Source organism: Aeromonas sp. R4-2, assembly GCF_040908295.1.
GTDB lineage: Bacteria > Pseudomonadota > Gammaproteobacteria > Enterobacterales > Aeromonadaceae > Aeromonas > Aeromonas veronii.
In genome coordinates this window covers 111,828-137,486 of record NZ_JBFODL010000007.1, presented here as the reverse complement: position 1 = coordinate 137,486, position 25,659 = coordinate 111,828, and the positions used below count along the sequence as shown (strand labels likewise).

General features: G+C 57.8%; 22 protein-coding genes and 2 pseudogenes. 8 read left to right on the top strand and 16 right to left on the bottom strand.

Features of this window, described 5'->3' with window-relative positions:
- Positions 1-433 precede the first annotated feature (433 nt).
- Positions 434-1,633 carry a mannose-6-phosphate isomerase, class I gene (manA, locus tag AB5Y99_RS03545; RefSeq protein ID WP_368208709.1) on the bottom strand — a complete coding sequence of 400 codons (1,200 nt, stop codon included), beginning with the start codon at positions 1,631-1,633 and terminating at the stop codon, positions 434-436.
- A 129-nt stretch (positions 1,634-1,762) separates the two neighbouring features.
- On the opposite strand from manA, the gene AB5Y99_RS03540 reads away from it, so the two are divergent.
- Both AB5Y99_RS03540 and icd read left to right on the top strand, forming a co-directional pair.
- A complete protein-coding gene (locus AB5Y99_RS03540) occupies positions 1,763-2,638 on the top strand; it encodes an AraC family transcriptional regulator (RefSeq protein WP_216955586.1) in 876 nt (291 codons plus the stop codon).
- A gap of 156 nt (positions 2,639-2,794) precedes the next feature.
- Positions 2,795-4,048 carry an NADP-dependent isocitrate dehydrogenase gene (gene icd, locus AB5Y99_RS03535; protein ID WP_216955585.1) on the top strand — a complete coding sequence of 418 codons (1,254 nt, stop codon included), beginning with the start codon at positions 2,795-2,797 and terminating at the stop codon, positions 4,046-4,048.
- 72 nt (positions 4,049-4,120) lie between these two features.
- Here icd and AB5Y99_RS03530 read toward each other — a convergent pair whose 3' ends face one another.
- From AB5Y99_RS03530 to dsdX, 3 genes are all read right to left on the bottom strand, one after another.
- Positions 4,121-4,297 carry a hypothetical protein gene (locus tag AB5Y99_RS03530; RefSeq protein ID WP_005337712.1) on the bottom strand — a complete coding sequence of 59 codons (177 nt, stop codon included), beginning with the start codon at positions 4,295-4,297 and terminating at the stop codon, positions 4,121-4,123.
- A 308-nt stretch (positions 4,298-4,605) separates the two neighbouring features.
- Positions 4,606-5,937 carry a D-serine ammonia-lyase gene (locus AB5Y99_RS03525; protein WP_368208706.1) on the bottom strand — a complete coding sequence of 444 codons (1,332 nt, stop codon included), beginning with the start codon at positions 5,935-5,937 and terminating at the stop codon, positions 4,606-4,608.
- Between the two features lie 16 nt (positions 5,938-5,953).
- Complete coding sequence (gene dsdX / locus AB5Y99_RS03520) at positions 5,954-7,291, bottom strand: D-serine transporter DsdX (RefSeq protein ID WP_368208705.1); 1,338 nt, start codon at positions 7,289-7,291, stop codon at positions 5,954-5,956.
- A gap of 223 nt (positions 7,292-7,514) precedes the next feature.
- Here dsdX and dsdC point away from each other — a divergent pair, with 223 nt between their 5' ends.
- Positions 7,515-8,459: a DNA-binding transcriptional regulator DsdC gene (gene dsdC / locus AB5Y99_RS03515; protein WP_236367363.1), complete on the top strand. Its 945-nt coding sequence runs from the start codon at positions 7,515-7,517 to the stop codon at positions 8,457-8,459.
- A gap of 168 nt (positions 8,460-8,627) precedes the next feature.
- Here dsdC and AB5Y99_RS03510 read toward each other — a convergent pair whose 3' ends face one another.
- From AB5Y99_RS03510 to AB5Y99_RS03500, 3 genes are all read right to left on the bottom strand, one after another.
- Positions 8,628-8,804 (bottom strand): hypothetical protein, encoded by a 177-nt coding sequence (locus AB5Y99_RS03510; protein WP_005337704.1) that lies wholly within the window; start codon positions 8,802-8,804, stop codon positions 8,628-8,630.
- Positions 8,805-9,115: 311 nt separating this feature from the next.
- Positions 9,116-9,565, bottom strand: coding sequence for a C40 family peptidase (locus AB5Y99_RS03505; protein ID WP_042656036.1), 450 nt, complete (start codon positions 9,563-9,565; stop codon positions 9,116-9,118).
- Positions 9,566-9,760: 195 nt separating this feature from the next.
- Positions 9,761-10,669, bottom strand: a complete 909-nt coding sequence (locus tag AB5Y99_RS03500) for a hydrogen peroxide-inducible genes activator (protein ID WP_042057802.1) — start codon at positions 10,667-10,669, stop codon at positions 9,761-9,763.
- A 146-nt stretch (positions 10,670-10,815) separates the two neighbouring features.
- Here AB5Y99_RS03500 and AB5Y99_RS03495 point away from each other — a divergent pair, with 146 nt between their 5' ends.
- A complete protein-coding gene (locus tag AB5Y99_RS03495) occupies positions 10,816-11,418 on the top strand; it encodes a peroxiredoxin C (RefSeq protein ID WP_005337701.1) in 603 nt (200 codons plus the stop codon).
- A 249-nt stretch (positions 11,419-11,667) separates the two neighbouring features.
- Here AB5Y99_RS03495 and AB5Y99_RS03490 read toward each other — a convergent pair whose 3' ends face one another.
- The 6 genes from AB5Y99_RS03490 to AB5Y99_RS03465 all read right to left on the bottom strand — a co-directional run bounded on the left by AB5Y99_RS03490 (position 11,668) and on the right by AB5Y99_RS03465 (position 17,864).
- A complete protein-coding gene (locus AB5Y99_RS03490) occupies positions 11,668-12,633 on the bottom strand; it encodes an alpha-L-glutamate ligase-like protein (RefSeq protein ID WP_005353164.1) in 966 nt (321 codons plus the stop codon).
- Between the two features lie 3 nt (positions 12,634-12,636).
- Complete coding sequence (locus AB5Y99_RS03485) at positions 12,637-14,175, bottom strand: inactive transglutaminase family protein (RefSeq protein ID WP_005337699.1); 1,539 nt, start codon at positions 14,173-14,175, stop codon at positions 12,637-12,639.
- Positions 14,176-14,178: 3 nt separating this feature from the next.
- The gene (locus tag AB5Y99_RS03480; protein ID WP_252655571.1) at positions 14,179-14,967 is read right to left on the bottom strand and encodes an ATP-dependent zinc protease; all 789 of its coding nucleotides are present in this window, start codon (positions 14,965-14,967) and stop codon (positions 14,179-14,181) included.
- 52 nt (positions 14,968-15,019) lie between these two features.
- Positions 15,020-15,997 (bottom strand): tRNA 5-methoxyuridine(34)/uridine 5-oxyacetic acid(34) synthase CmoB, encoded by a 978-nt coding sequence (cmoB, locus tag AB5Y99_RS03475; protein ID WP_201902178.1) that lies wholly within the window; start codon positions 15,995-15,997, stop codon positions 15,020-15,022.
- On the bottom strand, positions 15,994-16,740 hold the full coding sequence (cmoA, locus tag AB5Y99_RS03470) for a carboxy-S-adenosyl-L-methionine synthase CmoA (protein WP_069529805.1): 747 nt from the start codon (positions 16,738-16,740) through the stop codon (positions 15,994-15,996). Before cmoA ends, cmoB begins: the two co-directional genes overlap by 4 nt.
- A 275-nt stretch (positions 16,741-17,015) precedes the next feature.
- On the bottom strand, positions 17,016-17,864 hold the full coding sequence (locus AB5Y99_RS03465) for a DUF72 domain-containing protein (RefSeq protein WP_201902176.1): 849 nt from the start codon (positions 17,862-17,864) through the stop codon (positions 17,016-17,018).
- A 162-nt stretch (positions 17,865-18,026) separates the two neighbouring features.
- Here AB5Y99_RS03465 and AB5Y99_RS03460 point away from each other — a divergent pair, with 162 nt between their 5' ends.
- The 3 genes from AB5Y99_RS03460 to AB5Y99_RS03450 all read left to right on the top strand — a co-directional run bounded on the left by AB5Y99_RS03460 (position 18,027) and on the right by AB5Y99_RS03450 (position 20,920).
- On the top strand, positions 18,027-18,278 hold the full coding sequence (locus tag AB5Y99_RS03460; RefSeq protein WP_005337686.1) for an FmdB family zinc ribbon protein: 252 nt from the start codon (positions 18,027-18,029) through the stop codon (positions 18,276-18,278).
- A 32-nt stretch (positions 18,279-18,310) separates the two neighbouring features.
- A complete protein-coding gene (aspS, locus tag AB5Y99_RS03455; RefSeq protein WP_201902174.1) occupies positions 18,311-20,077 on the top strand; it encodes an aspartate--tRNA ligase in 1,767 nt (588 codons plus the stop codon).
- 102 nt (positions 20,078-20,179) lie between these two features.
- On the top strand, positions 20,180-20,920 hold the full coding sequence (locus AB5Y99_RS03450; RefSeq protein ID WP_005337681.1) for a YebC/PmpR family DNA-binding transcriptional regulator: 741 nt from the start codon (positions 20,180-20,182) through the stop codon (positions 20,918-20,920).
- Between the two features lie 271 nt (positions 20,921-21,191).
- Here AB5Y99_RS03450 and AB5Y99_RS03445 read toward each other — a convergent pair.
- From AB5Y99_RS03445 to adhE, 3 genes and pseudogenes are all read right to left on the bottom strand, one after another.
- Positions 21,192-21,371: pseudogene (locus tag AB5Y99_RS03445) on the bottom strand (PT domain-containing protein); the annotation flags it as partial.
- Positions 21,319-21,429 (bottom strand): annotated as a pseudogene (locus AB5Y99_RS03440) (PT domain-containing protein); the annotation flags it as partial. The pseudogenes AB5Y99_RS03440 and AB5Y99_RS03445, both read right to left, overlap by 53 nt.
- Before the next feature lie 49 nt (positions 21,430-21,478).
- Entirely contained in the window at positions 21,479-24,145 is a 2,667-nt protein-coding gene (gene adhE, locus AB5Y99_RS03435; RefSeq protein ID WP_019446648.1) for a bifunctional acetaldehyde-CoA/alcohol dehydrogenase, read from the bottom strand.
- Between the two features lie 840 nt (positions 24,146-24,985).
- On the opposite strand from adhE, the gene AB5Y99_RS03430 reads away from it, so the two are divergent.
- Complete coding sequence (locus AB5Y99_RS03430) at positions 24,986-25,621, top strand: YchE family NAAT transporter (protein ID WP_005337678.1); 636 nt, start codon at positions 24,986-24,988, stop codon at positions 25,619-25,621.
- Positions 25,622-25,659: the final 38 nt, after the last annotated feature.

Genomic DNA, 25,659 nt, shown 5'->3' with positions numbered 1-25,659 from the left:
TCTGTATGACTACGGCTGCTAAATGTTTACAGACCGAATGATGATGGCCTGGGAAAGGTTTAATGGCGATGCATCTATGTGCTGTTTTAGCTTTCATCAGGGGGTGAAAATAGTAGAGAGTAGAGTTGTTATTTTTATTGCCTCCATTTTTTCGGATACTCAGAGTGTCGCCGTTGCTTGTGCAGGCTGGAATTTTCTTCGTATCAGCAAACCCAGTCATCTGCATCAGGGTAGCGCCAAGCTTGGGCGACAAACCTGTGGAGCTGGTTGTGGGCAGGATGCAGTCAGGGATGGACTTCAGAGCGAGATGCCTGAAGGAAGGTAGGCATAAGAGAGCAGTAGAGATACAGACGGACTTGACTGGTAGGCCATATTGCTCTGTTGGGAGGGGGAGGCATATTCCCCCTCCAACGAGAGTCGGCTCTTATGTTGATTAGCAGCGGTTGCCGGCGCGGGCGACCCGTCCTTCGGCCAGCAGTTGATAATTGCCAGTCGCTGCAGGAATAAAGGCTGATTGCCCCTTTTCCAAACGCAGTGACTGTTCGCCCTGCTTGAGGGTCACTGTGTCATCGATGGCAAAGAGGATCTCGGCGCTGGCAGTGGTGAGCTGATGCTCGCCAGCCGGGTAGACGCTGAAAGTGAAGTCAGGTACCGGCACGTCGAAGTGCTGTACCGCACCATCACAGCGGGGGGCCAGCAGGATCTGGTCGTCCGGCTTGGGCAAGCAGCGCGTGCAGTCCAAGAGCTCTGCCACGTCGATGTATTTGGGGGTGAGGCCGGCGCGCAGTACGTTGTCGGAGTTGGCCATGATCTCGAGACCCGTGCCGCGCACATAGGCGTGCGGGGTACAGGCATCGAGGAACATCGCCTGACCGGGCTCAAGCGTCACCACGTTGAGCAGCAGCGGCGAGAATAGGCCCACATCTCCCGGGTACTGGGCCGCCAGAATGGTGATGAGGGCAAACGTCTCCTCATCCTGATGGGCGGCGGCATAGGTTAGCAGCCCTTCCAGCGCCTCCTCCTTGCACGCCCCTTCCAGTACCAGCAGCTGGTGGAAGAAGTGCTGCAGGCCTGCTTCATTCTGGCTGGCGGCAAGGGCTGCGGTCAGATCGGCGATGGCCGCCAGATTGACCCGCTCGAACAGTGCCAGAATGGCGGGGATAGCGCGAAAACCGTTCATCGCCTGATAGGGGGTGAGGGCAAAAACCAGCTCCGGCTTATGGTTCGGGTCCTTGTAGTTGCGATTGCTCGCCTTGATATCGATGCCTGCGGCCTCCTCTTTGGCAAAGCCCGCTTCAGCCTGAGCCTTGCTCGGGTGCACCTGAATGGAGAGAGCCTTCTCGGCACACAACACCTTGAACAGGAACGGCAGGCTGCCAAAACGGGCGAAGGTGGCCTCACCCAGCGCGGCGGCCGGAGCACTGTCGATCACCTTAGAGAGCTTTTGCACACTGCCCGCCAGCGTCACCTCGGAGCAGCCGTTGGGGTGAGCCCCCATCCACAGCTCGGCCTGGGGTTTGCCTTGCGGGTTGGGAATGCCAAACAGGGTGGTGAGGGAGTCATGACTGCCCCAGTCATAGCCTTGAATCGGGTTTTGCATCAACAGAAAGGAGGGCAGATCGCTACTGCTCATAAGGGACGCCTCGTCTAGTTTGAAGAAAATCGGGTGCAGAAAAGGGTGGCATTACTGCTGTGGACCGGACTATAACATGGGCGGTCGTGCGCGCCGCAACCGCTTGCCTCTCTCTTGATCAGGATCACCATGTCTCTCATCTTCAGCCAACTGCTCGACGGAGCCCTGAGCGAACAGGTTCCATTTGACCAAATCTGGTTTGCCAGTGAACAGGGGGTGCCACCCAGTTTCAGCTATCAGGTCAACTTTCCCCGCCTCGAGCTGGTCTTTAGCGGCGAGTATCTCAACCAGATCTGGGACAGGGAGGAGGGGGCCAGAGAGATCAGTGTATTGCCGGGACAGGCGCTCTATATCCCTCCCAACGGCTGGAACAAGCCGCTCTGGACCACCGACTGCTCGGTGCTGAGCCTGCTGTTTGGCAAACGCCAGCTGGGGTTCAGTTTGGTGAGCAAGCGCCGTGAAGATCCGGACTTTTTCGATGTGCAAAAGCACAGCATCATGGCGCGGGCGGGCCATGTGATCGAACACATTCTGGCTGCTCTCAATGTGCTGACCGAGGATCCCGGTCGCTCTCCCACCGATGATCACTTGCTGCAGGCTCTGCTGGCGAGTGCCCGTCAGCTGTTGCTGGAGTCCGCCACGGATCGGCCACGGGGGGCAGAGCTCTTTCACGGGATCTGCATCTATATCCAGGAGAACTTTCACCGTCCCATCACCCGGGATTCCATTGCCCACCGCTTCAACATTTCAGCCAGCCATCTCTCCCACCTGTTCCGCGAGCAGGGTCATATGCGCCTTGCCGATTACATCAGCTGGGTGCGGATCGATCGGGCCAAATTCATGCTGAAAAAGTACCGCTTTCGTCTTGAAGAGGTGGCCAGTCGCTGCGGTTACAGTGACGTGAACTACTTCTGCCGGGTGTTCAAACAGAAGACCGGCTTGACCCCTTCCCAGTACCGTTCCCTGAGTCAGCCGCAGGCGGTGGCCAGCGAGCTGGAGGGATAGCTGGGAGGGGTCGGAGAGGCGTGGTGACGGCGCACTAGCGGGTGGCTACCTCTTTGGTCTGACATGCTTTCTTGTCGTTTTATTATGAAAATGAATGGGCTAAGATGGCCGCGCGCAACAAACAAGTTGATAACAAACGGAAGTTAGGAGATGCCGATGGAAAGCAAAGTAGTAATCCCGACCCAAGGTCAGAAAATCACAGTCGATGCTAACGGCAAGCTGCAGGTTCCCAACCATCCGATCATTCCGTTTATTGAAGGGGATGGCATCGGTGTTGACGTAACCCCGGCCATGTTGAATGTGGTGAATGCTGCGGTCGAGAAAGCCTACAAGGGCGAGCGCAAGATCGCCTGGATGGAGATCTATACCGGCGAGAAATCGACTCATGTCTATGGCGAAGGTGCCTGGCTGCCGGCCGAAACCCTGGATTTCATTCGTGAATATTGCGTGGCCATCAAGGGCCCGCTGACTACTCCGGTCGGTGGCGGTATTCGCTCCCTCAACGTAGCCCTGCGTCAGGAGCTGGATCTCTACATCTGCCTGCGCCCGGTGCGTTACTACGACGGCACCCCGAGCCCGGTGAAACGTCCTGATCTGACCGACATGGTGATCTTCCGCGAAAACGCCGAAGACATCTACGCCGGTATCGAGTGGAAGGCGGACAGCGATGAAGCCAAGAAGGTGATCGCCTTCCTGCAAAACGAGATGGGCGTGAAGAAAATTCGTTTCCCCGAATCCTGCGGGATCGGCATCAAGCCGATGTCCAAGGCCGGTACCGAGCGTCTGGTTCGTGCCGCCATCGAGTATGCCATCGACAATGATCGTGACTCCGTGACCCTGGTGCACAAGGGCAACATCATGAAGTTCACCGAAGGTGCCTTCAAGGATTGGGGTTATGCTCTGGCTCAGAACGAGTACGGTGCCCAGCTGATTGACGGCGGCCCCTGGTGCTCCTTCAAGAACCCGAAAACCGGCAAGACCATCGTCATCAAGGATGTCATCGCCGATGCCTTCTTGCAGCAGATCTTGCTGCGTCCGGCCGAGTATGACGTCATCGCCTGTATGAACCTCAACGGCGACTACATCTCCGACGCGCTGGCCGCTCAGGTAGGCGGTATCGGTATCGCGCCGGGTGCCAACATCGGTGACGGCGTGGCCCTGTTCGAAGCGACCCACGGTACTGCACCTAAGTATGCCGGTCAGGACAAGGTCAATCCGGGCTCCCTGATCCTCTCCGCCGAGATGATGCTGCGCCACATGGGTTGGGTCGAAGCGGCCGATCTCATCATCAAGGGCATGGAAGCGGCGATCCGAAACAAGACCGTCACCTATGACTTCGAGCGTCTGATGGAAGGGGCGACTCTGCGTTCCTGCTCCCAGTTTGCTCAGGACATGATCGACCAGATGTAATCTGCTGCTTGCCAGAAACGCAAAACCGGCGCCATGTGCGCCGGTTTTTTTATCGCGAAAGAGTGAAGGGGCTTATTGCGCCTGCTCTACGTGTTGCTGATAGCGTTGCTGCCATTTGCTGGTTTCTGCTTCATCACCCTGGGCCTTCCAGAAGGCGCAGATGGTGTTGGCAAGTTCCGAAGCCATCGCGTGATCTCCGTCACGTCGACTCATCAGATAATCTCCCAGCCAGCTTTGATATTGTTTCATTACCCGATCTCCTTATCTCATGTGCCCTTGAGGGTGCCCACCTTGACGGGAGCCTGTCGGCTCATCCTGGGGGGAACATCATCAGGCATGATGGTGCAAAGTCACGACCCGGGCAGAGAGCCCGATGGGCAATCTGGCGGCGAACGTGACGCGAGATGTCAAAAAATGAGCGCTATTTTAGCACAAACTGACCAACTTGGGGAAATTGTCGCCATGGATTGCGACAGAACTGCTCCATCCCCTTGTTCCCAAAACAGAAAACCCGCCGTGATGGCGGGTTGATTTGCAGATAAAAGTGGCAAAACAGCCTAGATCTTGGCGCTGGCCAGGTACTTTGCCATCTCTTCGGCGGGCACCATGCCACCGCCGGTGGCCCACACCAGATGGGTGGCCTGTGCAATGGTTGCGGCATCGAAACCGCGCCCGGTGAGCCACTCGGGATTGGCAGCCACCCGCCACGGGCCGGCCATACCCGCCAGAGCAGAAGGTTCGAGTGTGATCTGCTCATCGCGCGCCAGCAGTCCCAGCAGGTCATACATCTCCTGATCGCTCAGGGTGTAGAAGCCATCAAGCAGCCGCTCCATAGCGCGGCCGACGAAGCCGGAGGCGCGACCTACCGCGAGGCCATCGGCTGCGGTGAGGTTATCGATGCCCAGATCCTGCACCGCAATGGCATCGTGCAATCCGGTGTGGACCCCCAGCAACATGCAGGGGGAGTGAGTGGGCTCGGCGAAGAAGCAGTGAACGTTATCCCCGAACGCCAGCTTGAGACCAAAGGCCACGCCGCCCGGGCCGCCGCCGACGCCACAGGGCAAATAGACAAACAGCGGGTGCTCGGCATCCACCTTGATACCCATCTGGTCGAACTGCTTTTTCACCCGCTCGCCCGCCACCGAGTAGCCGAGGAACAGGGTGCGGGAGTTCTCATCGTCGATAAAGAAGCAGTTGGGATCGCGATCGGCCTCTTTGCGCCCTTGTTCCACCGCCACTCCGTAATCTTCGGCATATTCGACCACGATGACGCCGTGTTCACGCAGTTTGCGTTTCTTCCACTCCCGCGCATCGGCCGACATGTGGACGGTGACGGTAAAGCCGAGCTTGGCGCTCATGATGCCGATGGACATGCCAAGGTTGCCGGTAGAGCCTACCGCAATGCTGTACTGGCTGAAGAACTGGCGGAACTCGTCCGTGAACAGTTTGCGATAGTCATCTTCTTCTCGCAGCAGACCGGCTTTGATGGCCAGCTGCTCGGCATGGGCCAACACCTCGTAGATACCGCCACGGGCCTTGATGGAGCCGGAGATGGGCAGGTGGCTATCTTTTTTCAGCAGCAGTCTACCGGTGACTTCAACGCCGTAACGCTGGTTGAGCGTAGCCTGCATCGCCGGAATGGCGGCGATGTCGGACTCCAGAATGCCGTTGTTGGCACGGGTCTCGGGGAAGGCCTCGTACATGTAGGGGGCAAAGCGGGCCAAGCGGGCGGAAGCGTCCGCCACATTGTTGTTATCGAGCCCCACATAGGGCAGACCGGCAGCCAGAGTGGTGGTGTTGGGGTTGAACCAGGTGACTGGCTCAAGCTCGATCAGGGATTGCACTAATGGAAATTGCGCTGTGAGCTGTTGGACGTCGATGTTTTTCATAGTGTTCTCGGTCTTGTTACACGATAAAGGAGAGCAGGAAAGTACCGGCCAGCGCCATCAGGGAGGCGACCAAGGTGGCGGTGGTGTAGTACTTGAGCGTTTCGTTCAGGGTGGCGCCGCAATACTGCTTGACCAGCCAGAACAGAGAGTCAGTCACCATGGTGCAGCCAATGGCACCGGAGCCGATGGCCAGGGTCATGATCTCCGGGCTGATGTTCGGGTAGTGCACCATGATGGGGGAGACGATGGCGGTGGCGCCCATCATGGCGACGGTGGCGGAGCCCACAGCGGCGTGCAGCACGATGGCAACCAGCCAGGCGAGCAGAATGGGGTGCATATCCAGCTGTGAGAGGATGGTGGCCAGGCTATCGCCTAGGCCGCTTGCCTTGAGCACCCCATTGAAGGCGCCACCCGCACCGATGATGAGCAGAATGTTGGCGATGGAGGAGAAGCACTCCTCGGTCTTGTTAAGCAGTCCCTCCATCTTCATTTGCTGGCGGATCCCCAGCACGTAGTAGGCGGTGAAGGCTGCGATAAACATGGCGGTGATGGGGTTGCCGATACACTCCAGCAGGGTGTAGAGGTGGCTGGCGTGCTCCATATTGAGCTCGGCGACCGTCTTGGCAAGCATCAGCAGGATGGGCAGCAGCACGGTGAAGAGCGAGGCTCCCAACGTTGGGAGAGTTGCTTCATCGCGGGCCTTGATGTTGGCAAAGGCGGCTGGCACCTCCTTGAACGGGAGCCGGTTACCCAGCAGCTTGAGGAACAGGGGGCCGCCGATAAGCGAGGCAAACAGGCCGACCGCCAGACCATCGACGATGACGGAACCCACATCGGCGCCCAGCTGATTGGTGACATAGAGGGCAGCAGGGTGCGGCGGCACTATGCAGTGCACGGCCATCAGGGCGGTGCAGAGCGGAATGGCCAGGGTCAGCAGCGAGGTTCTGGTCTTGCGGGCGATAGAGAAGGCGAGCGGGATCAGCAGCACCACCCCGACTTCGACAAACAGGGTGATGCCGCACACCAGACCCACCAGCACCATGATGACCTGTGGCGAGAGCCAGCGGCATTTCTGCAGGGCGAGGCCGATGCGCTCCGCCGCCCCTGACACCTCCATCATCTTGCCGAGTATGGTGCCAAGACCGATGACGGCGGCGAGAAAGCCTAGCGTGCCGCCAATGCCATCTTCCATGGCGCTGACCATCTTGAGGGGCTCCATCCCCATCAGGGTGCCGACATAGAAGCTAGCCAGCAGCAGGGCAAGGAAAGGATGCACCTTGCCCTTCACTATGGTGACCACGATAAGAACGATGCTACTTAGCAAGGTAGCGATGACCCATACCTCTGAACTCATACTGCGCCTCGACATCTGTTGTGTGTGATTGTTTATGCGCTTATTGAATGAAAATGAGGCGGGGCTGACAAATGATGAAATCGACCACTTGGGTGAGCCGAGGTGATGCAAGAGCGCTACATTGGTCACAATTTATCGAAATCACACTCTTTGGGTCTTTTGGTTTCATCCTGAAAGTGGCCTGTGGGTGTATCATCGGCGGCCATTGCGAAGAGGGGGATGAATGTATAACGGGGATAATTACATATCGCGCAACAAGCTGTTGAGCGGCTACCAGTTGGCCAAGTTGCACACCTTCGAGGCGGCCGCCCGCCACGGATCCTTTGCCATGGCAGCTGATGAATTGTCGCTGAGTCCCAGTGCCGTGAGTCACCGGATCAGCGCGTTGGAAGAGGAGCTGGGGTTCAAGCTCTTTGAGCGTTTTCACCGCAAGGTAGTACTGACGGCGGATGGGCAGCGGGTGTTCTGGGCGCTCAAATCCTCGCTGGAGTTCATCAATCAGGAGATCCTGGAGATCAAGAATCAGGAGCTCTCCGGTACCCTGACCATCTATTCGCGTCCCTCCATCGCCCAGTGCTGGCTGGTGCCCAGGTTGGCGGATTTCTCCCGCCTGCATCCGCAGATCGAGCTCAATATCATCACCGGCAACGAGAACATCAACCTGCATGGTTATGGCATCGATTTGACCCTCTATTTCGATGAGAAGAGCCCGGAGCGGCTTGCCATCCACCCGCTGATGGATGAGTACATGCTGCCGGTCTGCAGCCCGGCATATGCCGAGCAGCACAGGCTTGTCGGTAATCCCGCCAACTTGTCCTTGTGCCGTCTGCTTCATGATCGGCAGGCATGGGGATTTGACTCGGATACCGACGAATGGAGCAGCTGGGCTCGCCACGCCGGGGTCAGCCTCGAGGCATGCCAGCTGAGCATGGGTTTTGATCGCTCGGATCTCGCCATCATCGCCGCCATGAATCACGCCGGGATCGCCATGGGGCGCAAGAATCTGGTGAGCAAGCGACTGGCACGCAACGAGCTGGTGGCCCCTTTTGCCGGGCTGGAGATCAAGTGCGAGCAGCGTTATTACATGGCGACCCTGCCCAATCGGGCGTGTCCCAAGATCCAGGCCTTTATCGACTGGGCGCAGGAAATGGCTGCCGAGATGGAATGAACAGAGGCCGGTGCGCAAGAGCAAAATGAAGATGGTAAAGCGCGAGTGAACGAAGGTAGCGGTTTAACGTAGCGGGAAAATAGGGGGAGAGGGGTTGGCTGATAGTGGTTGGTCGCGAGTGGCCTTGCTGCCAACACCGAGTGGCTGGCAGCAAGGGAGCGGTCAGGGTCAGGTGGTCTTTTCCAGATGGTTCTGGTAAATCTGCTGCCACTTGTCCAGTTCGTTTTCATCACCCTGCTGCTGCCAGAACTCGCAGATGGAACTCGCCATCTCGCATGCCATGGCGTGGTCACCGTCACGGCGACTCATCAGGTATTGCCCCAGCCAGCTTTGATACTGTTTCATTGCACGATCTCCTTATCTATTTAACCCTTGATACTGCAGCTGTGGGACACCCGTCCGGCAGTGTTGCGCCACACTCCACTTTCGCCGCGCGCTGCTTGTTATCGCCTCGCTTGTTGTCAATCAGGACAGAGAGCGTATGAGAAAAAAGCGAAAGTGTTAAAAATTGGCCACCACCTTATCACAAAATGGTGTGATATGCAGGCTTTGGGGCCAATTGAGTTATAAGCGCGGGTTGTGTGTCCCGACAAAGCGACAGGAATTGACGGAGAGTATCGGCACGCAACTTGTGCCGCAAGCAGGCGTTTGAGTGGTTACTGGGTCACCCGACGTGCCTGCCAGTAGCGACTGTTCCAGTAGACATTGTCGAGGCGGGAGCGGATCACTCCCTTACTGGTGGAGGCGTGAATAAACTCGCCGGCACCTGTGTAGACCCCCACATGGTACTGTTGCCAGCCGGTTTTGAAGAAGACCAGATCCCCGTGTTGCAGCCGGTAGCGATCCACCGGTTTGCCAATGCTGGCCTGAGATTCGGTGGTTCTTGGCAGATTGAAGCCCAGCACCTGACTGTAGGCGAGCTGGGTGAAGGCGGAGCAGTCTAGCCCGGCGCGGCTGGCGCCGCCCATGCGGTAGGGAACACCGCGCCACTGTTGGTAGAAGCCATCAAAGGCACTGCTCTGCCGGGGGGCCGGAGGCGGCTCCGGCGTGCTGGAGCAGGCGGCCAGCAACAGAGTCAGCAGGGATAGCAGCAGCGTGCGATACATCGGGGCTCTCTCCACGGACGGATCTACCAAACGAGACATTCATCGCGCGCCAGTTTCTGCCCCACCATTTTGGCTACAGGCGCTGGCGCGACAACTTTTCCATCATAAACAGGGATCTGGCTTCATACCTAGTCTCTGGAGGGAAAAATGTGGTGGGGGGTTGAAAAACGCCAGCCCGGGGGCTGGCGTTTGCTGTCACTCGCAGTGGCTGACCAGCGGGGTCAGCAGCTCGGCCAGCTTGTAGAAGGTCTGCACCCGGGTGGTACTGGGGCGCCAGACCAGCCCGATCTCGCGATAGGGGGTCTCTCCCGGCAGCGGAATGGCCACCAGATCGGAGTTGGCGAGAATGCCGGCATCGATGGCCATCTGCGGCAGGAAGGTGGTCCCGAGACCCGCTTCCACCATCTGTACCAGGGTGTGCAGGCTGGTGGCGGCGAACGGGTTGATCTTGCTCTTGTCCCGCAGGCGGCAGGCGCTCACTGCGTGTTCGGTGAGGCAGTGCTCCCGTTCCAGCAGGAAGATGCTCTGGTTGGGCAGCTCCTTGTAGTCGAACGGGGTATGCAGACCGGCTGCCATGCTAGCGGGCATCACCATATGGAACGGATCCTGACCGACCGTCTTGCAGTGAAATCCACCGATCTCGATGGGCAGGGCGAGGATCAGCAGATCGAGCTGACCCTGTTCCAGCTGCTTGAGCAGATTGCTGGTAGTGTCTTCACGCAGCAACAATTCGAGGTCAGGATAGGTTTTGCTGCACTCTTTGAGCAGCTTGCTGAGCAGGAAGGGGGCAATGGTGGGAATGCAGCCCAGACGCACTGTCCCCTGCATCACGCCACCCTGATGTTGACCGAGCTCCATCAGATCCCGTGCATCGGAGAGCAAATTGCGAGCGCGCTCGACGATTTCCATGCCGACCGGGGTCATAATGAAGCTCTTGTGGTCCCGCTCCACCAGTTGCAGGTTCATCATGTCCTCCAGCGTCTGGATCCCGGTACTCAGGGTCGACTGGCTGACATGACAGGCCTTGGCGGCGCGGTTGAAGTTCTTGTGCTCATCGAGAGCGACCAGATATTGCAGCTGTTTGAGGCTGGGCCAACGTTGCATAGAAAAACCCGATTGATGCTATCTATTTAATTTGATTTAACTAATCTACCACCGGGTCTATAGTTTGTCGCTTGAATTAGATGGACTTGGCTCTAGGTAGCCCAATCCTCACCGGATTGTTCACTTCACATAAAGAGGAATTGAATATGGTATTGGTAGGCCGTCCCGCACCCGATTTTACCGCCGCTGCTGTTCTGGGTAATGGCGAGATCGTTGATTCATTCAACCTGTCATCCCACATCAAAGGCAAAGCTGCCGTCGTCTTCTTCTATCCGCTCGATTTCACCTTCGTCTGCCCGTCCGAGCTGATTGCCTTTGATCACCGCTATGAAGAGTTCCAGAAGCGTGGCGTGGAAGTGATCGGTGTTTCCATCGATTCCCAGTTCTCCCACAATGCATGGCGCAACACCAAAGTGGAAGATGGCGGTATCGGTCAGGTCAAATACCCGCTGATCGCCGACGTGAAACACGAAATCTGCAAAGCCTATGACGTTGAACATCCGGAAGCTGGTGTGGCGTTCCGTGGCTCCTTCCTGATCGACAAGAACGGTGTCGTTCGTCACCAGGTTGTCAACGATCTGCCGCTGGGCCGCAACATCGACGAGATGCTGCGCATGGTCGATGCCCTGCAATTCCACGAAGAGCACGGCGAAGTGTGCCCGGCGCAGTGGGAAAAAGGCAAAAAAGGTATGCAAGCCTCTCCGGACGGCGTTGCCAAGTACCTGTCCGAGAATGCTGACTCCCTGTAATCGGGCTTCATTCTCCTTGAAGAACCGGCGTCTTGGCGCCGGTTTTTTTATACCTGAGATTTATCCATCCCCTGACATTGCGGTCACACTCTTCTAACTCCATCGCTATTCCAAGCTGCCGTTCGCTGGCGTACTCGTCGTTTCGAAATGAGGTGCTGCCCCTATGGCTGGATGGGGGATATGCCGACAGACAAACATGAGCCATAAAAAAAGCGCGCCATAGGCGCGCTCAGTTCACAAGCGGAGGGGCTATTCCTCAAAGATCCCGAAGTGGTCTTTGGCGAAGTTGACCCGCTGCTCCACGTTCATCTTAACCTGTCCCAGTTTCTCGATGGTCTTGAGGTTGGGCACCAGGCCGCGACCGTTGGCGATCTGGATGGCAAGACCAGGACGGGCATTGAGCTCCAGCAGCATGGGGCCGCGGAACTTGTCCAGCACCATATCGGTACCGATATAACCCAGACCCGACATCTCGTAGCAGGAGGCGGCCAGGGTGAGCAGGGTATCCCAGTGTGGGACCTTGAGCTCATAGAGGTCGAGGCCGGTATCCGGATGGTGGCGCAGCGGATTGCCAAACTGCACCGCCCGCAGGGCACGACCGGTACGCAAGCACAGACCCACCCCCACGGCGCCCTGGTGCAGGTTCGCCTTGCCATCGGAGGCGGCGGTGGAGAGGCGCATCATCGCCATCACCGGGAACCCTTTGAAGATGATGACCCGGGCATCGGGTACCCCTTCGAAGGAGTAGCCATCGAACACATCATCAAAGTTGATGAGGCCTTCCACCAGTGCCACGTCAGGCTTGCCGCCAAGCGAATAGAGCCCTGCCAGAATGTTGGAGACATGGCGCTCCAGATCCTGACCGGTAGAGGCGCTGCCGTTGGGCTTGTAGAAGAGGCCATCTTCCTGACGCAGGATCACCAGGATCCCCTTGCCGCCCGAGCCACGGGCCGGCTTGATGCAGAAGCCCGGCCAATCTTTTACCAGTTCGGTGATGCGACCCACATCGTGCTGGGCACGGATGGTACCGATCAGCTCAGGCACGGTAACGCCTGCATCCAGCGCAATTTGCTTGGTCTGCAGCTTGTCATCCACCAGCGGATAGAGGCTGCGCGGATTGTAGCGGCTGATGTAGGAGTGGTTGCGCTTGTTCATGCCGAGGATGCCTGATTGGGACAGGCTCCACGGGGTTGTGTATTTTTCCCAGAACCACATCGGTTACTTGTCCTTACCCGGGGTGACGCCAGATTTCATCTCGTCCACCAGCGGTTTGAAGCGCTTCAGTTCGCTCAGCTTGTAGCCGGTGTAGTTACCCATCAACAGCACGGTCGCCATCAGCACCAGCTGCAGGCCGAGGAAGTTGAAGGTGAGGTGACGAATAAGCTCGTTATCCATGGCCAGATAGGCGATGACTGCAACCAGCAGAGAGCCGCCGCCCTGGCGGAACACCTCTTTCGGGCCCTCTTCTTCCCACAGGATGGACATCCGTTCGATGGTCCAGGAGAGGATGATCATCGGGAAGAAGGTGATCTTCATGCCGTCGGTCAGCCCCAGCTTGAAGGCGAACGCGGAGAAGATACCGATCATCGAGATAACCATGATGATGATGGCCGATATTCGGGCGACCAGCAGCAGGTTAAGCCGCGACAGATAGGATCGGATGATGAGACCGGTGCCGACGATCAGCAGGAAGCCGATGAGGCCGGTGACCAGCGAGGTCTGGATAAAGGCGACCGCGATCAGCACCGGCATGAAGGTACCGGAGGTTTTGATCCCCACCAGAACCCGCAGGAACACCACCATCAGCACGCCGATCGGGATCAGCAGCAAGCCCTTGAACAGGGTCTGCTCTTCCAGTGGCAGGCTGTGGATGGAGAAGTTCATCATCTCTGATTTTTCGAACTTCTGCGCCAGTGCCACGCTGACTGGCTGCTCCTGCTCGATCATCGAGAAGCTGACACGGGAGTTGTGACCACCGGTCACGTCCAGCAGGGCGCCGGAGTTGTATTCCCACAGCAGCAGGTTGGCCGGACGACCCTGTTCACCGGTTTGCGGGTTGAACAGCTTGTAGTCGGTCGGGCTGTTGAATACCTGCAGGTAATCCACCAGCTCCTGACGACGGCGGCCATCTTCCAGATTCAGGGCATGCACCACGCGGGTGGGGACGTCAGCATTGTTGAGCAGTTCGGCGATCAGGTTGGCGCGGCTCTTGTGCTTTTTCAGTAGCTCGGCGTTCTGCTCCTGCTTCTCGATCTCCTTGATGATCTCGCGAGTCAGGGTGTAGCCGTCGGCAGAGCGCTCCTGGGCCCGCTCGAGGATCTGCTTCATCGCGGTGGCGTAAGGCTCACTCTCGATCTGCTTCTCGATGGCAGGCGGCTGCGGATTGGCGGCCGGTTTGGCATGGGCATCCGCCATCATGTCGACGCGGTAGTAGAGCTCCTGACGGCCAGAGGCGGTGCGGATGGACCACTCGGCGCGGGCATCGCCATCTTTCTCGACAAAGGAGAGGCCGTAGCCCGGGCTGGCGGCGTTCTCGTTCATCAGGGTGAAACCGGGCTGGGTGCCCGGAATGGCCAGGGAGGCGATCACCGGCTCACCGGTCGCCTCGAACTCCAGCTTGGCTTCGATGGACCAGATCTGGCGCTTTTCACCGGGCGTCAGCGGTACATCCAACGCGATATGGTGATAGATCGTCATCCCCAGGCCGACAATGTACAGCAGGGCTACCAGCAAATAGAACGGCTTACGGGAAACCATGGATTATTTCACATCCTTGAGCTTTGGTTTGGGTTGGATATATTCGCGGGCCACATCAACCACGGCGATGTCTTTCAAAAATTCGCGACCCAGCAGCACAGGGAAGGTCATGTCGCTACGGTCTTTCAGGGTAAATTCGGCTTTCTCGGTCATGTCGCCAATGCGCACGGCCAGACGCACTACCGGACGGCGGTCCAGATCGTCGGCAGAGGCCTGACGCACCCGCACATGGCGTACCAGCGGCGCTTCGATCTGGATCTTGTCGTCCACTTCCTGATGGCTCAGGAAGAAGCGCACCCAGTTTTTGCCGTTGCGCTCGAAAATGGTGATCTCCTGCGCACTGATGGAGGAGGTGGTCGCACCGGTATCGACCCGCGCCTGGAAGGCGTCGTTGGCAGCATCAACCCAGATCCACTCGGCTTCACCGACCATCAGCTTGCCATCGATGGTGTGACCCTGATTGGGGGCCGGGCACTTCTCGGTGGGGATGGCCATCGGCTTGGGCGGCTCGGAGGGGAGGGTGGCGAGCTTGTGGTCTACTTGCTTGACGGACTCTTTCATATTGGTGACATCTGTGTTGAGCTGAACCAGCAGGTGCTGTTGCTGCACATACTGCTTCTGTTGCTGTTCCATGGATGTTTGCAGGCGCAGCTCGCTCTGGCTCAGCTCGCTACGAAGCTCGGCCAGCGTCAGAGCAGGAACCTGAGGCGCTTTTTCCATATTGACACACCCGCCGAGACTAAGCAGGGAGAGCAGGGTCATTCCTTTTAATTTGCTTTTCATGTCATTCATTTAACTGTGCTTCCTGGAATTGGGTCAGTGTAACTTCCTGAATCGCCATCGGCTAGTCTTTGGCCTTGCGGGCAATCAGTACGGCACGTTTCGGCGCCGGGTGTCCTTCTACCGTGAGTGCCGGATTGTCTGGATCCAGATAGTCACTCAGGGATTCATTAATCATCCAGTCGGTACGACGCTGTTCGTCGGTGCTGGTCATATTCTCGTCTACTATCCGCACGTCGGTGAAGCCGCAGCGCTCGACCCACAGCTTGAGGGCGCGGCTTGAGGGAATAAACCAGACGTTGCGCATCTTGCCGTAACGATCGGTGGGCATCAGCACGTCGTTGACCCCGCCGTCAATCACTAGCGTCTCCAGCACCAGCTCGCCATCATCTTTCAATTGATTGCGCAGCTGCTCGATGTGCTCGATGGGGGATTTGCGGTGATAGAGCACCCCCATGGAGAAGACGGTGTCAAAGGCACGCAGCTCCGGCAGCTCCTGAATACCGAGCGGCAGCAGGTGGGCGCGCTGATCATTGCCCGCGAAGTGGCGAATGGCCTCGAACTGGCAGAGGAACAGCGGGCTCGGGTCGATGCCGACTGCAAGCCGAGCCCCTTCACCCACCATGCGCCAGAGGTGGTAACCGCTGCCGCAGCCCACATCCAGCACGTAACGCCCTTCGAGCGGGCTGATATGGGGCAGCACCCGATCCCACTTCCAGTCAGAGCGCCACTCGGTATCGATGTGGATGCCGTGCACGATGAACGGCCCTTTGCGCCAGGGCATGAAGTGGCGCAGCAGGCTCTCGACCTTCTTGCGCTCCCCTTCGCCAAGGCTCTCGGCCGAGCCAATCTCGACCCGGCTTTTCAGCTCGACGTTGCCGGGGGAGAGCACCGGCAGCTTGTTGAGGGCACGATTCCAGCGCGGCAGGTCGCCATGCTGGTTGTCATGTTGCCAGGCGTGCAGCTGGGCGGGCAGGGTATGCAGCCAGTGGCTCAGCCGGTTTTTGGCAATCAGTTGATAGAAATTGGCAAAGTCGATCATGGCTGGGCGTCGCTGGATTTGATGGCAATCATGGAGCCGAAGTTGAAGCACTGGAACCAGAGATCCTGATGGACGAAACCGGCATCCCGCAGGCGTGCCTGATGCACCGGCAGGCTGTCGGTGCGCATCACGTTCTCAAGGGCGGTGCGTTTCTGGCTGATCTCCAGCTCGCTGTAGCCATTGGCCCGCTTGAAGTCGAGATGCAGATCGATGAGCAGCTCGTTGACCGGTTCATCTTCGAAGCGGAACTTTTCGCTCAGGATCAGGATCCCGCCCGGGCGCAGCCCATCGTGAATGCGCTGGATCAGGGCGGCCCGTTTCTCTGGCTCGACAAACTGCAGAGTGAAGTTGAGTACCACCACGGAGGCGTTCTCGATCTCGATGTCGCAGATATCCGCCTCCACCAGCTCCACCGGCACCTCGGATTTGAAACCGGAGAGGTGGGCGCGGGCGCGCTCGATCATCGGGTGGGAGAGATCCACCGCGGTGATGCGGCAGCCGGACTGGCTGACATGGCGACGCATCGCCTGGGTCGCGGCGCCCAGTGAGCAGCCGAGATCATAGAGTCGGCTCTCGGGTTGGGCGTAGCGGGCGGCCATCATGCCGATGGCGGAGATGATGTTGCTGTAACCCGGCACCGAGCGCTGGATCATATCGGGAAACACGTCGACGACCTGTTCGTCAAAACAGAAGTCACCCAATCGGGCGATCGGGGCGGCAAAAATTTGATCTTTGGTATGCATGCTGGCGCAACCTGACAGTCGGGACATCACCCGGCTGTATTGTTCAATTGAGTCGTTGGGTGACACCCATCAGAGTAGATTTATCACCTGTTTACGAACGGGGTGGCTGGTCGTGAAATCCTTTGGACCTGTCCTGTTCGTACGGGCCATGTTCCGGACCCTTACTTGGGGCGGTAGTGTAGAGGATTGATGGCCGTTTGTCTTGACGCCAGGGCTTGCCACGCCACAAAAAAGCACTTTTTTTGCAGCGAAACGATGGCCGCAGAATGGGTTGGCTAAAAGCGCAGCACTCCCTGCCGTGCGCGATCGTTTTCCCCCGGCCAGGGGGCCATCTCCTGCTCCAGCAAGCGGGTGATCTGACGGGCCAGCTCGGGGGCCTGGGCGTTGTCGGCAGTATGTATATAGAGGTAGAGGTCCTTGCCCTCGGAAAGCCACTGGCGCCAGTGGGGGAGCCAGCTGGGCAGGAAGGGGTGATTGGCCGCCGGATCCGGCAGGCCGATAAAGCGCACCATGGGGGCGTTGGCGGTGGCCAGCAGATGCACCGGTAGGCGCGGTTTCTTGCCCTGGGCATCGACGAGGGCTGGCGTGGTTGCTTGCACCGAGAAGAGTGGCCGGCTGTCGAGCATCACCCGGTTCACACCCTGTTCCATCAGCAGCCGGTTCAATGCCCGCTCGGCCTCCCCCTTGGCGAAGAACTCAGGGTGGCGCACCTCGAGGGCGTAGCGAAACGCCCGCGGCAGCCGATCGATGAAGGCCGCCAGTCTGGCCAGCCCCTCTGGCCCAAAACGGGCGGGCAACTGCAGGGTGAGCAGCCCCAGCTTGTCGTGCAGCGGGGCGAGCAGGCGAATAAAGTCGGCGACTTGCTTGTCTGCGCTCACCAGATCGCTCTGGTGGCTGATGGTTTGCGGAAATTTGAAGTTGAAACGAAAGTGATCGGGTACCGCATCGGCCCAGCGCTGCACAGTATCCGGTGTCGGCAGGGCGTAGAAGGTGGTATTGCCCTCCACCGAATTGAACACGGTGGCGTAGTGGGCGAGGTGTTCGGCAGGCTTGGCGCCAAGGCCCAGCAACTGGCCGGGCCAGCTGGGGTGGGACCACTGTGGCAGGCCCAAATAGAGGCTCATGATGGCTATTCTCTTCGCTCTTGGTGCATTCGTGCCGATTTTTTGCCCGCTTTTTGCCATCGAGTGCAAAAAACTGGCGAAAGGAGGCTGCTGGCCATTTTACCCAAAAGGGGGTTTTCCTCTATAATGCCAGCCCTTTTGTTTTTCAATTTCTTGTGACCCATGCCTATCTACGAATATCGTTGCGACGTCTGTGGCCATGAATTGGCAAAACTGCAAAAGCTTTCCGATGCCCCCCTGACCGACTGTCCGGCCTGTAGCAAGCCGAATCTGGTCAAGCTGATATCGGCGGCAGGCTTCCGGCTCAAGGGAACCGGATGGTACGAGACTGATTTCAAACCGGGTAAGAAAAAGAATCTGGCCAGCTGTGAGACAGACGGTGCTTGCCAGTCGTGCCCGGCGGCCCAAGGTTAACCGTCTCTCTACAATTTCGAAGGAAGAAGTCCATGCGCTCTATCTATTGCGGACAGGTCAATGAGGCCCATGCAGGGCAGACCATTACATTGTGCGGTTGGGTTCATCGTCGTCGTGATCTCGGCGGTCTGATCTTTATCGATATGCGCGACCGGGAAGGGATCGTTCAGGTGTTCTTCGATCCGGACAAGCCGGACGCGTTTGCCCTGGCCTCCGAGCTGCGCGGCGAGTTCTGCATCCAGGTGACCGGCGTGGTGCGCACCCGTCCCGAGTCCCAGCGCAACAGCGACATGGCCACTGGCGCCATCGAAGTGTTCGCTCACGAACTCAACATCATCAACCGTGCCGAGCCGCTGCCGCTGGACTTCAATCAGGTCAACAGCGAAGAGATCAGCCTCAAGTATCGCTACCTGGATCTGCGTCGTCCCGAGATGGCCAAGTACCTGAAGACCCGTGCCAAGGCCAGCGCCTTCGTACGCCGCTTCATGGACGAGCACGGCTTCCTCGATATCGAGACCCCGATGCTGACCAAGGCCACCCCGGAAGGTGCCCGTGACTATCTGGTGCCGAGCCGCGTGCACAAGGGCAAGTTCTACGCTCTGCCGCAATCACCCCAGCTGTTCAAGCAGTTGCTGATGATGTCCGGCTTCGATCGCTACTACCAGATCGTCAAGTGCTTCCGTGACGAAGACCTGCGTGCTGACCGCCAGCCGGAATTCACCCAGATCGACGTGGAGACCTCCTTCATGACCGCGCCGCAAGTGCGTGAAGTGATGGAAGAGATGATCCGCAAACTGTGGCTGCACATCCTGAACGTGGATCTGGGCGACTTCCCGATCATGACCTTCGACGAAGCCATGCGTCGCTACGGCTCCGACAAGCCGGACCTGCGTCTGCCAATGGAGCTGGTCGATGTGGCTGATCTGCTGACTGCTGTCGAGTTCGCCGTGTTCGCGGGCCCCGCCAACGATCCGAAAGGCCGTGTGGCTGCCCTGAAAGTCCCGGGCGGTGCTGAACTCTCTCGCAAGCAGATCGACGAATACACCAAGTTTGTCGGCATCTACGGTGCCAAGGGCCTGGCCTGGATGAAGGTCAACGAAGCGGCCAATGGTATCGAAGGCGTGCAGTCTCCGGTTGCCAAGTTCCTCTCTGACGCCATCGTGCGTGAGATCCTGGCTCGTACCGGCGCTGCCGACGGCGACATCATCTTCTTTGGCGCTGACAGCAAGAAAGTGGTCTGCGATGCCATGGGCGCCCTGCGTCTGAAAGTGGGTCGCGATCTGGGCCTGCTGGAGAACAGCTGGAAACCGCTGTGGGTCATCGACTTCCCGATGTTCGAGGAAGATGGTGAAGGTGGTCTGGCCGCCATGCACCACCCGTTCACCGCGCCGAGCAACATGAGCCCGGCCGAGCTGAAAGCCAACCCGGTGGGTGCTTACGCCAACGCCTACGACATGGTGATCAACGGCTACGAAGTGGGTGGCGGCTCTGTCCGTATCCACAACAGCGAGATGCAGTCCACCGTGTTCGACATCCTGGGTATCACCCCGGCCGAGCAGCGCCTGAAGTTCGGCTTCCTGCTGGATGCCCTGAAGTACGGTACCCCGCCGCACGCCGGTCTGGCCTTCGGTCTGGACCGTCTCAGCATGCTGCTGACCGGCACCGAAAACATTCGGGACGTCATCGCCTTCCCGAAAACGACCGCGGCCGCCTGTCTGATGACAGACGCCCCCAGCCTTGCCAATGCCGCCCAACTGGGTGAGCTGGCGATTGCAACCACCTTCAAGGGCGACGAGTAAGCCGATACCGGCACCGGAGGCCGCCGCCGTGCGGCCTCTGTGTTTCCCTTGGGTTAGTCATGATCAGTGTTACTGACATTTAAAAAATAACGGAGAGTCTCTATGGCAGGTCACAGTAAATGGGCCAACATCAAACACCGCAAGGCCGCTCAGGACGCCAAGCGTGGCAAGATCTTCACCAAACTGATCCGCGAAATCACTACCTCCGCGCGTCTGGGTGATGCCGATCCGGCCAACAACCCGCGTCTGCGTGCTGCGGTGACTGCCGCCCTGACCAACAACATGACCCGCGACACCATCAACCGTGCCATTCAGCGTGGCGCCGGTGGTGGCGATGGCGAACAGCTCGAGACCATCGTGTACGAAGGTTACGGCCCGGCTGGCTCTGCGGTGATGGTAGAGTGCCTGACCGACAATCGTAACCGTACCGTAGCCGAAGTGCGTCACGCCTTCAGCAAGTGCGGTGGCAACCTGGGCACCGACGGCTCCGTTGCCTATCTGTTCAGCAAGAAAGGTCTGCTGACTTTCGTGGGCGTAGACGAAGATGCCCTGATGGATGCCGCGCTGGAAGCGGGCGCCGATGACGTGGTCACCGAAGAGGATGGCACCATCGAGGTGTACACCACCCCGAACGACTTCGGTACCGTGCTGGACGGTCTGGAAGCTGCCGGCTTCAAGGCCCAGAGCGCCGAAGTGACCATGATCCCCTCCACCGAAGCGGAGCTGGATGCAGAAACTGCCCCCAAGCTGATGCGTCTGATCGACATGCTGGAAGATCTGGACGACGTGCAAGAGGTTTACCACAACGGCTCCATCTCCGATGAAGTCGCTGCGACCCTCTGATCGCTGAATCGTGCTCTCCCGATGGCAGCCTGATGGCTGCCATTTTTTTATCTTTGCATCGTGGCAACTGCTGATGTGTCGGTTGAGCAATCGGCGCAACAATTCTCTTCACTGACAATCTTTCCCGCTTTCTCTGCGAATTATCATTGCTCTGTCTCTGCCAGTCGGTTGGCCCTGTACGTATGCCAGTCGCAGTTCTGCTGCATTGCGTTAGCGAGGCTCCGCTTATCCTGTTTATCACACCTTTAGCTCTTGAGATGGCGTTGACTGCTCACATCTGCCCGTCAGGGTAATTCGTTGCGGGGAGGTGATGGAGCGTGCTCTTGTTATCACAGGGGCCCATCAATACAGAGTCACAGGTTGGGATGTCGATAACGGATTGGCTGGGGCGAGTTGGTTGGTTGGTTGGTTGGTTGGTTGGTTGGTTGGTTGGTTGGTTGGTTGGTTGGGAAGTTAGGCGCTGCACTACCGCAATCGGCTGGAGTGAGGAGCTCTGTGATAAGTGGCAGATAAAAAAAGCCCGCGCAGTGCGCGGGCTTGTTATCTCAGGACTGGTTATCAGGCCTTGGATTTCTTCTTGCCTTCAACCTTGGCTTCAACCGGGGCAGCAGTTACCGGAGCGGCTTCGGTGAACGGACGACCGTAGTAGGAGTCCAGCAGAACCTGCTTCAGCTCGCTGATCAGCGGGTAGCGCGGGTTGGCGCCGGTGCACTGGTCATCGAAAGCTTCGATAGCCAGCTGGTCAACCTTGGCCAGGAAGTCAGCTTCAGTCACGCCAGCTTCGCGGATAGAGGCCGGGATACCCAGGGTAGCCTTCAGCTCGTCCAGCCAGGTCAGCAGCTTCTCGATCTTGGCAGCAGTGCGGTCACCGGCAGCAGTCAGACCCAGGTGGTCAGCGACTTCGGCGTAACGACGACGAGCCTGCGGACGGTCGTACTGGGAGAACGCAGTCTGCTTGGTCGGGTTGTCGTTCGCGTTGTAGCGGATGACGTTGCTGATCAGCAGGGCGTTAGCCAGACCGTGCGGAATGTGGAACTCGGCACCCAGTTTGTGAGCCATGGAGTGGCACACACCCAGGAAGGCGTTGGCGAACGCGATACCGGCGATGGTGGCAGCATTGTGCACCTTCTCGCGAGCGATCGGGTCGTTGGCACCGTTCTGGTAGCTGGACGGCAGGTACTCTTTCAGCATTTTCAGGGCTTGCAGCGCCTGGCCGTCGGAGTACTCGTTGGCCAGTACGGAAACATAGGCTTCCATGGCGTGAGTCACGGCATCGATACCGCCGAAGGCACACAGGGACTTCGGCATACCCATGACCAGGTTGGCATCAACGATGGCCATGTTCGGGGTCAGCTCGTAGTCAGCCAGCGGATACTTCTGACCAGACACTTCATCGGTTACTACTGCAAACGGAGTGACTTCAGAGCCGGTACCGGAAGTGGTGGTGATACAGACCAGTTCGGCCTTCACGCCCATTTTCGGGAACTTGTAGATACGCTTGCGGATGTCCATGAAGCGCATGGCCAGGTCTTCGAACGCAGTGTTCGGGTGCTCGTACATCACCCACATGATCTTGGCAGCATCCATCGGTGAACCACCGCCCAGCGCCAGGATAACGTCCGGTTTGAAGGAGTTGGCCATCTCGGCACCCTTGCGAACCACAGCCAGAGTCGGGTCAGCTTCTACTTCGTAGAACACTTCCACTTCCATATTCTGTGCTTTCAGCAGGCTGACCAGTTCATCGGCGTAGCCGTTGTTGAACAGGAAGCGGTCAGTTACGACCATGGCACGCTTTTTACCTTCCAGGTCGCTCAGAGCGATCGGCAGGGAACCACGACGGAAGTAGATGGATTTCGGAAGTTTGTGCCACAGCATGTTTTCTGCCCGTTTTGCGACTGTCTTCTTGTTGATCAGGTGCTTCGGACCCACGTTTTCGGAGATGGAGTTACCGCTCCAGGAGCCGCAACCCAGGGTCAGGGACGGTGCCATTGCGAAGTTGTACAGGTCACCGATACCGCCTTGGGTAGACGGAGTGTTGATCAGGATACGCGCGGTCTTCATCTTGTCGCCGAAGTACTTGATGCGGTCAGCGTTGCGGTCCTGGTCGGTGTACAGACCTGAGGTGTGGCCGATACCACCGATGTTGACCATGTCACAGGCCATATCAACGGCGTTTTCGAAGCTGCTTGCACGGAACATACCGAGCAGCGGGGACAATTTCTCGTGAGCAAACTCGTCTTCTGCACACAGCTTGACGCCTTCACCGATCAGGATCTTGGTATCAGCCGGTACAGTCACGCCTGCCATCTCGGCAATCTTGGTGGCTGGCTGGCCAACGATGTTGGCGTTCAGGGCACCGTTGATCAGGATGACTTTACGTACCTTGTCAGCATCTTCTTTGGAGAGCACGTGGCCCTTGTGGGATGCAAAGCGCTCTTTAACCTGGTCGTAGATGGCATCAACAACGATGACTGCCTGCTCGGAAGCACAGACCACGCCGTTATCGAAAGTCTTGGACATCAGGATGGAGGCAACGGCGCGCTTTACGTCGGCAGTTTCGTCGATAACGATAGGTACGTTACCGGCACCCACACCGATAGCAGGCTTACCAGAGGAGTAGGCTGCTTTCACCATGCCCGGGCCACCGGTGGCCAGGATCAGGTTGATGTCTTCGTGCTTCATCAGGGCGTTGGAGAGCTCAACAGACGGTTGGTCGATCCAGCCGATGATGTCTTTCGGCGCACCGGCGGCAACAGCGGCATCCAGTACCAGCTTGGCTGCGGTATTGGTGGAGTTCTTGGCACGGGGGTGCGGGGAGAAGATGATGGCGTTGCGGGTCTTGAGCGCGATCATGGATTTGAAGATCGCAGTGGAGGTCGGGTTGGTGGTCGGAACGATACCACAGATGATACCTACCGGCTCGGCGATGGTGATGGTACCCATCTGATCATCTTCGCTCAGAATGCCGCAGGTCTTCTCGTCTTTGTACTTGTTGTAGATGTATTCGGAGGCGAAGTGGTTCTTGATAACCTTGTCTTCGATGATACCCATACCGGATTCTTCCACGGCCATCTGGGCCAGGGGGATACGGGCGTTGTTGGCGGCCAGGGCGGCGGCACGGAAGATCTTGTCTACCTGCTCTTGAGAGAAGCTGGCGAATTCACGCTGGGCTTCCTTAACGCGGGCGACCAGTGCATCCAGTTCAGCCAAATTGGTTACTGCCATGTTTATCTCCTGATTATTTGAAAACTGTTTAGTAAGACGTTGGCAATGCCCGGCAATTATAGTCGCCCTGTCAAGACGGTATCGTTGCAACAGCTTTTTCACATGCCTTACTAAATCGCTTTCTGAGTCGATTATAGAGCGGGGCTGACTCAGAAAAACTTGATCTGGATCATGTGTAACAAAAGAACAAAAGAAATTTTATTTCACAATCCTTGTTTGACTGATGTTATCGGAATGTGCATCAAAGGGAAAGGCGAGAGACTTGTTAACGCAGGGTAATAAACCACACTTATCAAGTGGTTAATTGCACTTCGCCATCAGATAGTAGGGCCGTTTTGGCTGTGCAGGTTAGCAAATATGAGTGAATCGGTTTCAAAACCACCGACAAACGCGCTTTATTCCAGCGTTTGTTGCAAAAATGATTGTTGTTTTAATCCATGACTAATCCGCTTTATTCCCCAAGGGGGCCATTTCTGTCCCCTTTCCCGGTTTTTGCATTGTGGCTCTCTTGCCGAGTCAATGAAGTGATGTCTGGCCTGAAATAGTGGGAAGGCAAAGCCTGGATCCTCTCGAGTCGCTTGGTCATTCGGTCAGTCACCGTCTTACTCTCTGGTCATGATTAAGCAGGCTTGCGCTCACTTTTCTGGCGCGTGTCGGGCGGTAGAAAGGGCTTTTGGCATCGGTTTATGCCAGTTAGCGCGGATGCATTAGATGAACTAACTAAAAAACCCTCAAAATGGTGAGATTATTTGATTGGTGCCCGCTCTGGCTATGATGTAAATTTACGCACGAAATTAATGGACTGGCCCGCTGGGCCCGAAACTCTATTGGAAGGCGCCTATGGCAGCAATTGACGTCTCGTTGTATCTGAAGTTTTTTGTCGGTTTGTTCGCAATTATCAACCCGCTTGGTTTGTTGCCGGTGTTTGTCAGCCTGACCAGCCACCATACCCAGGCCGAGCGGATGAAAACCAATACCACCGCCAATATCGCGGTGATGGTGATCCTGCTGGTCTCCATGTATATGGGGCAGCTGATCCTCGATGGGTTTGGTATCTCGCTGGCATCGTTCCGTATTGCCGGTGGGTCGCTGATTACCCTGATTGCCTGGTCGATGCTGCAGGGCAAGCTGGGCGAGGTGAAGCACAACAAACAGGAAAAGGGCGAACTGGCGGTGCGCGAGTCTATCGCCGTGGTACCGCTGGCGCTGCCGCTGATGGCGGGCCCCGGTGCCATCTCCTCGGTAATTGTCTATGCCAGCCAGAGCCACTGGCAGCAGCTGCTCGGCATGTCAGTGGTTGTCGTTGTCTTCTCTTTCTGCTCCTGGCTCATCTTCCGCGCCGCGCCGCTGCTGTTCAAGATCATGGGCAACACCGGCATCAACGTGGTGACCCGTATCATGGGTCTTATCATGATGTCGCTGGGTATCGAGATCATGGTGGCCGGTATCAAGGGGGTTTTCCCCAGCCTGATGTGAGCCAGCTCCGCTTTATGAAAGCCGGTCCTCGTGACCGG

Bases quoted from the DNA above. Each gene is read 5' to 3' on its own strand.
- cmoA (WP_069529805.1), bottom strand. From the start codon at position 16,740: ATGCATACCAAAGATCAAATTTTTGCCGCCCCGATCGCCCGATTGGGT.
- AB5Y99_RS03465 (WP_201902176.1), bottom strand. From the start codon at position 17,864: ATGAGCCTCTATTTGGGCCTGCCACAGTGGTCCCACCCCAGCTGGCCC.
- AB5Y99_RS03510 (WP_005337704.1), bottom strand. From the start codon at position 8,804: ATGAAACAGTATCAAAGCTGGCTGGGGCAATACCTGATGAGTCGCCGT.
- adhE (WP_019446648.1), bottom strand. From the start codon at position 24,145: ATGGCAGTAACCAATTTGGCTGAACTGGATGCACTGGTCGCCCGCGTT.
- icd (WP_216955585.1), top strand. From the start codon at position 2,795: ATGGAAAGCAAAGTAGTAATCCCGACCCAAGGTCAGAAAATCACAGTC.
- AB5Y99_RS03490 (WP_005353164.1), bottom strand. From the start codon at position 12,633: ATGTGGTTCTGGGAAAAATACACAACCCCGTGGAGCCTGTCCCAATCA.
- dsdC (WP_236367363.1), top strand. From the start codon at position 7,515: ATGTATAACGGGGATAATTACATATCGCGCAACAAGCTGTTGAGCGGC.
- manA (WP_368208709.1), bottom strand. From the start codon at position 1,633: ATGAGCAGTAGCGATCTGCCCTCCTTTCTGTTGATGCAAAACCCGATT.
- AB5Y99_RS03450 (WP_005337681.1), top strand. From the start codon at position 20,180: ATGGCAGGTCACAGTAAATGGGCCAACATCAAACACCGCAAGGCCGCT.
- dsdX (WP_368208705.1), bottom strand. From the start codon at position 7,291: ATGAGTTCAGAGGTATGGGTCATCGCTACCTTGCTAAGTAGCATCGTT.
- AB5Y99_RS03505 (WP_042656036.1), bottom strand. From the start codon at position 9,565: ATGTATCGCACGCTGCTGCTATCCCTGCTGACTCTGTTGCTGGCCGCC.
- AB5Y99_RS03525 (WP_368208706.1), bottom strand. From the start codon at position 5,937: ATGAAAAACATCGACGTCCAACAGCTCACAGCGCAATTTCCATTAGTG.
- AB5Y99_RS03460 (WP_005337686.1), top strand. From the start codon at position 18,027: ATGCCTATCTACGAATATCGTTGCGACGTCTGTGGCCATGAATTGGCA.
- AB5Y99_RS03485 (WP_005337699.1), bottom strand. From the start codon at position 14,175: ATGGTTTCCCGTAAGCCGTTCTATTTGCTGGTAGCCCTGCTGTACATT.
- AB5Y99_RS03540 (WP_216955586.1), top strand. From the start codon at position 1,763: ATGTCTCTCATCTTCAGCCAACTGCTCGACGGAGCCCTGAGCGAACAG.
- AB5Y99_RS03480 (WP_252655571.1), bottom strand. From the start codon at position 14,967: ATGAATGACATGAAAAGCAAATTAAAAGGAATGACCCTGCTCTCCCTG.
- AB5Y99_RS03500 (WP_042057802.1), bottom strand. From the start codon at position 10,669: ATGCAACGTTGGCCCAGCCTCAAACAGCTGCAATATCTGGTCGCTCTC.
- cmoB (WP_201902178.1), bottom strand. From the start codon at position 15,997: ATGATCGACTTTGCCAATTTCTATCAACTGATTGCCAAAAACCGGCTG.
- AB5Y99_RS03430 (WP_005337678.1), top strand. From the start codon at position 24,986: ATGGCAGCAATTGACGTCTCGTTGTATCTGAAGTTTTTTGTCGGTTTG.
- AB5Y99_RS03530 (WP_005337712.1), bottom strand. From the start codon at position 4,297: ATGAAACAATATCAAAGCTGGCTGGGAGATTATCTGATGAGTCGACGT.
- AB5Y99_RS03495 (WP_005337701.1), top strand. From the start codon at position 10,816: ATGGTATTGGTAGGCCGTCCCGCACCCGATTTTACCGCCGCTGCTGTT.
- aspS (WP_201902174.1), top strand. From the start codon at position 18,311: ATGCGCTCTATCTATTGCGGACAGGTCAATGAGGCCCATGCAGGGCAG.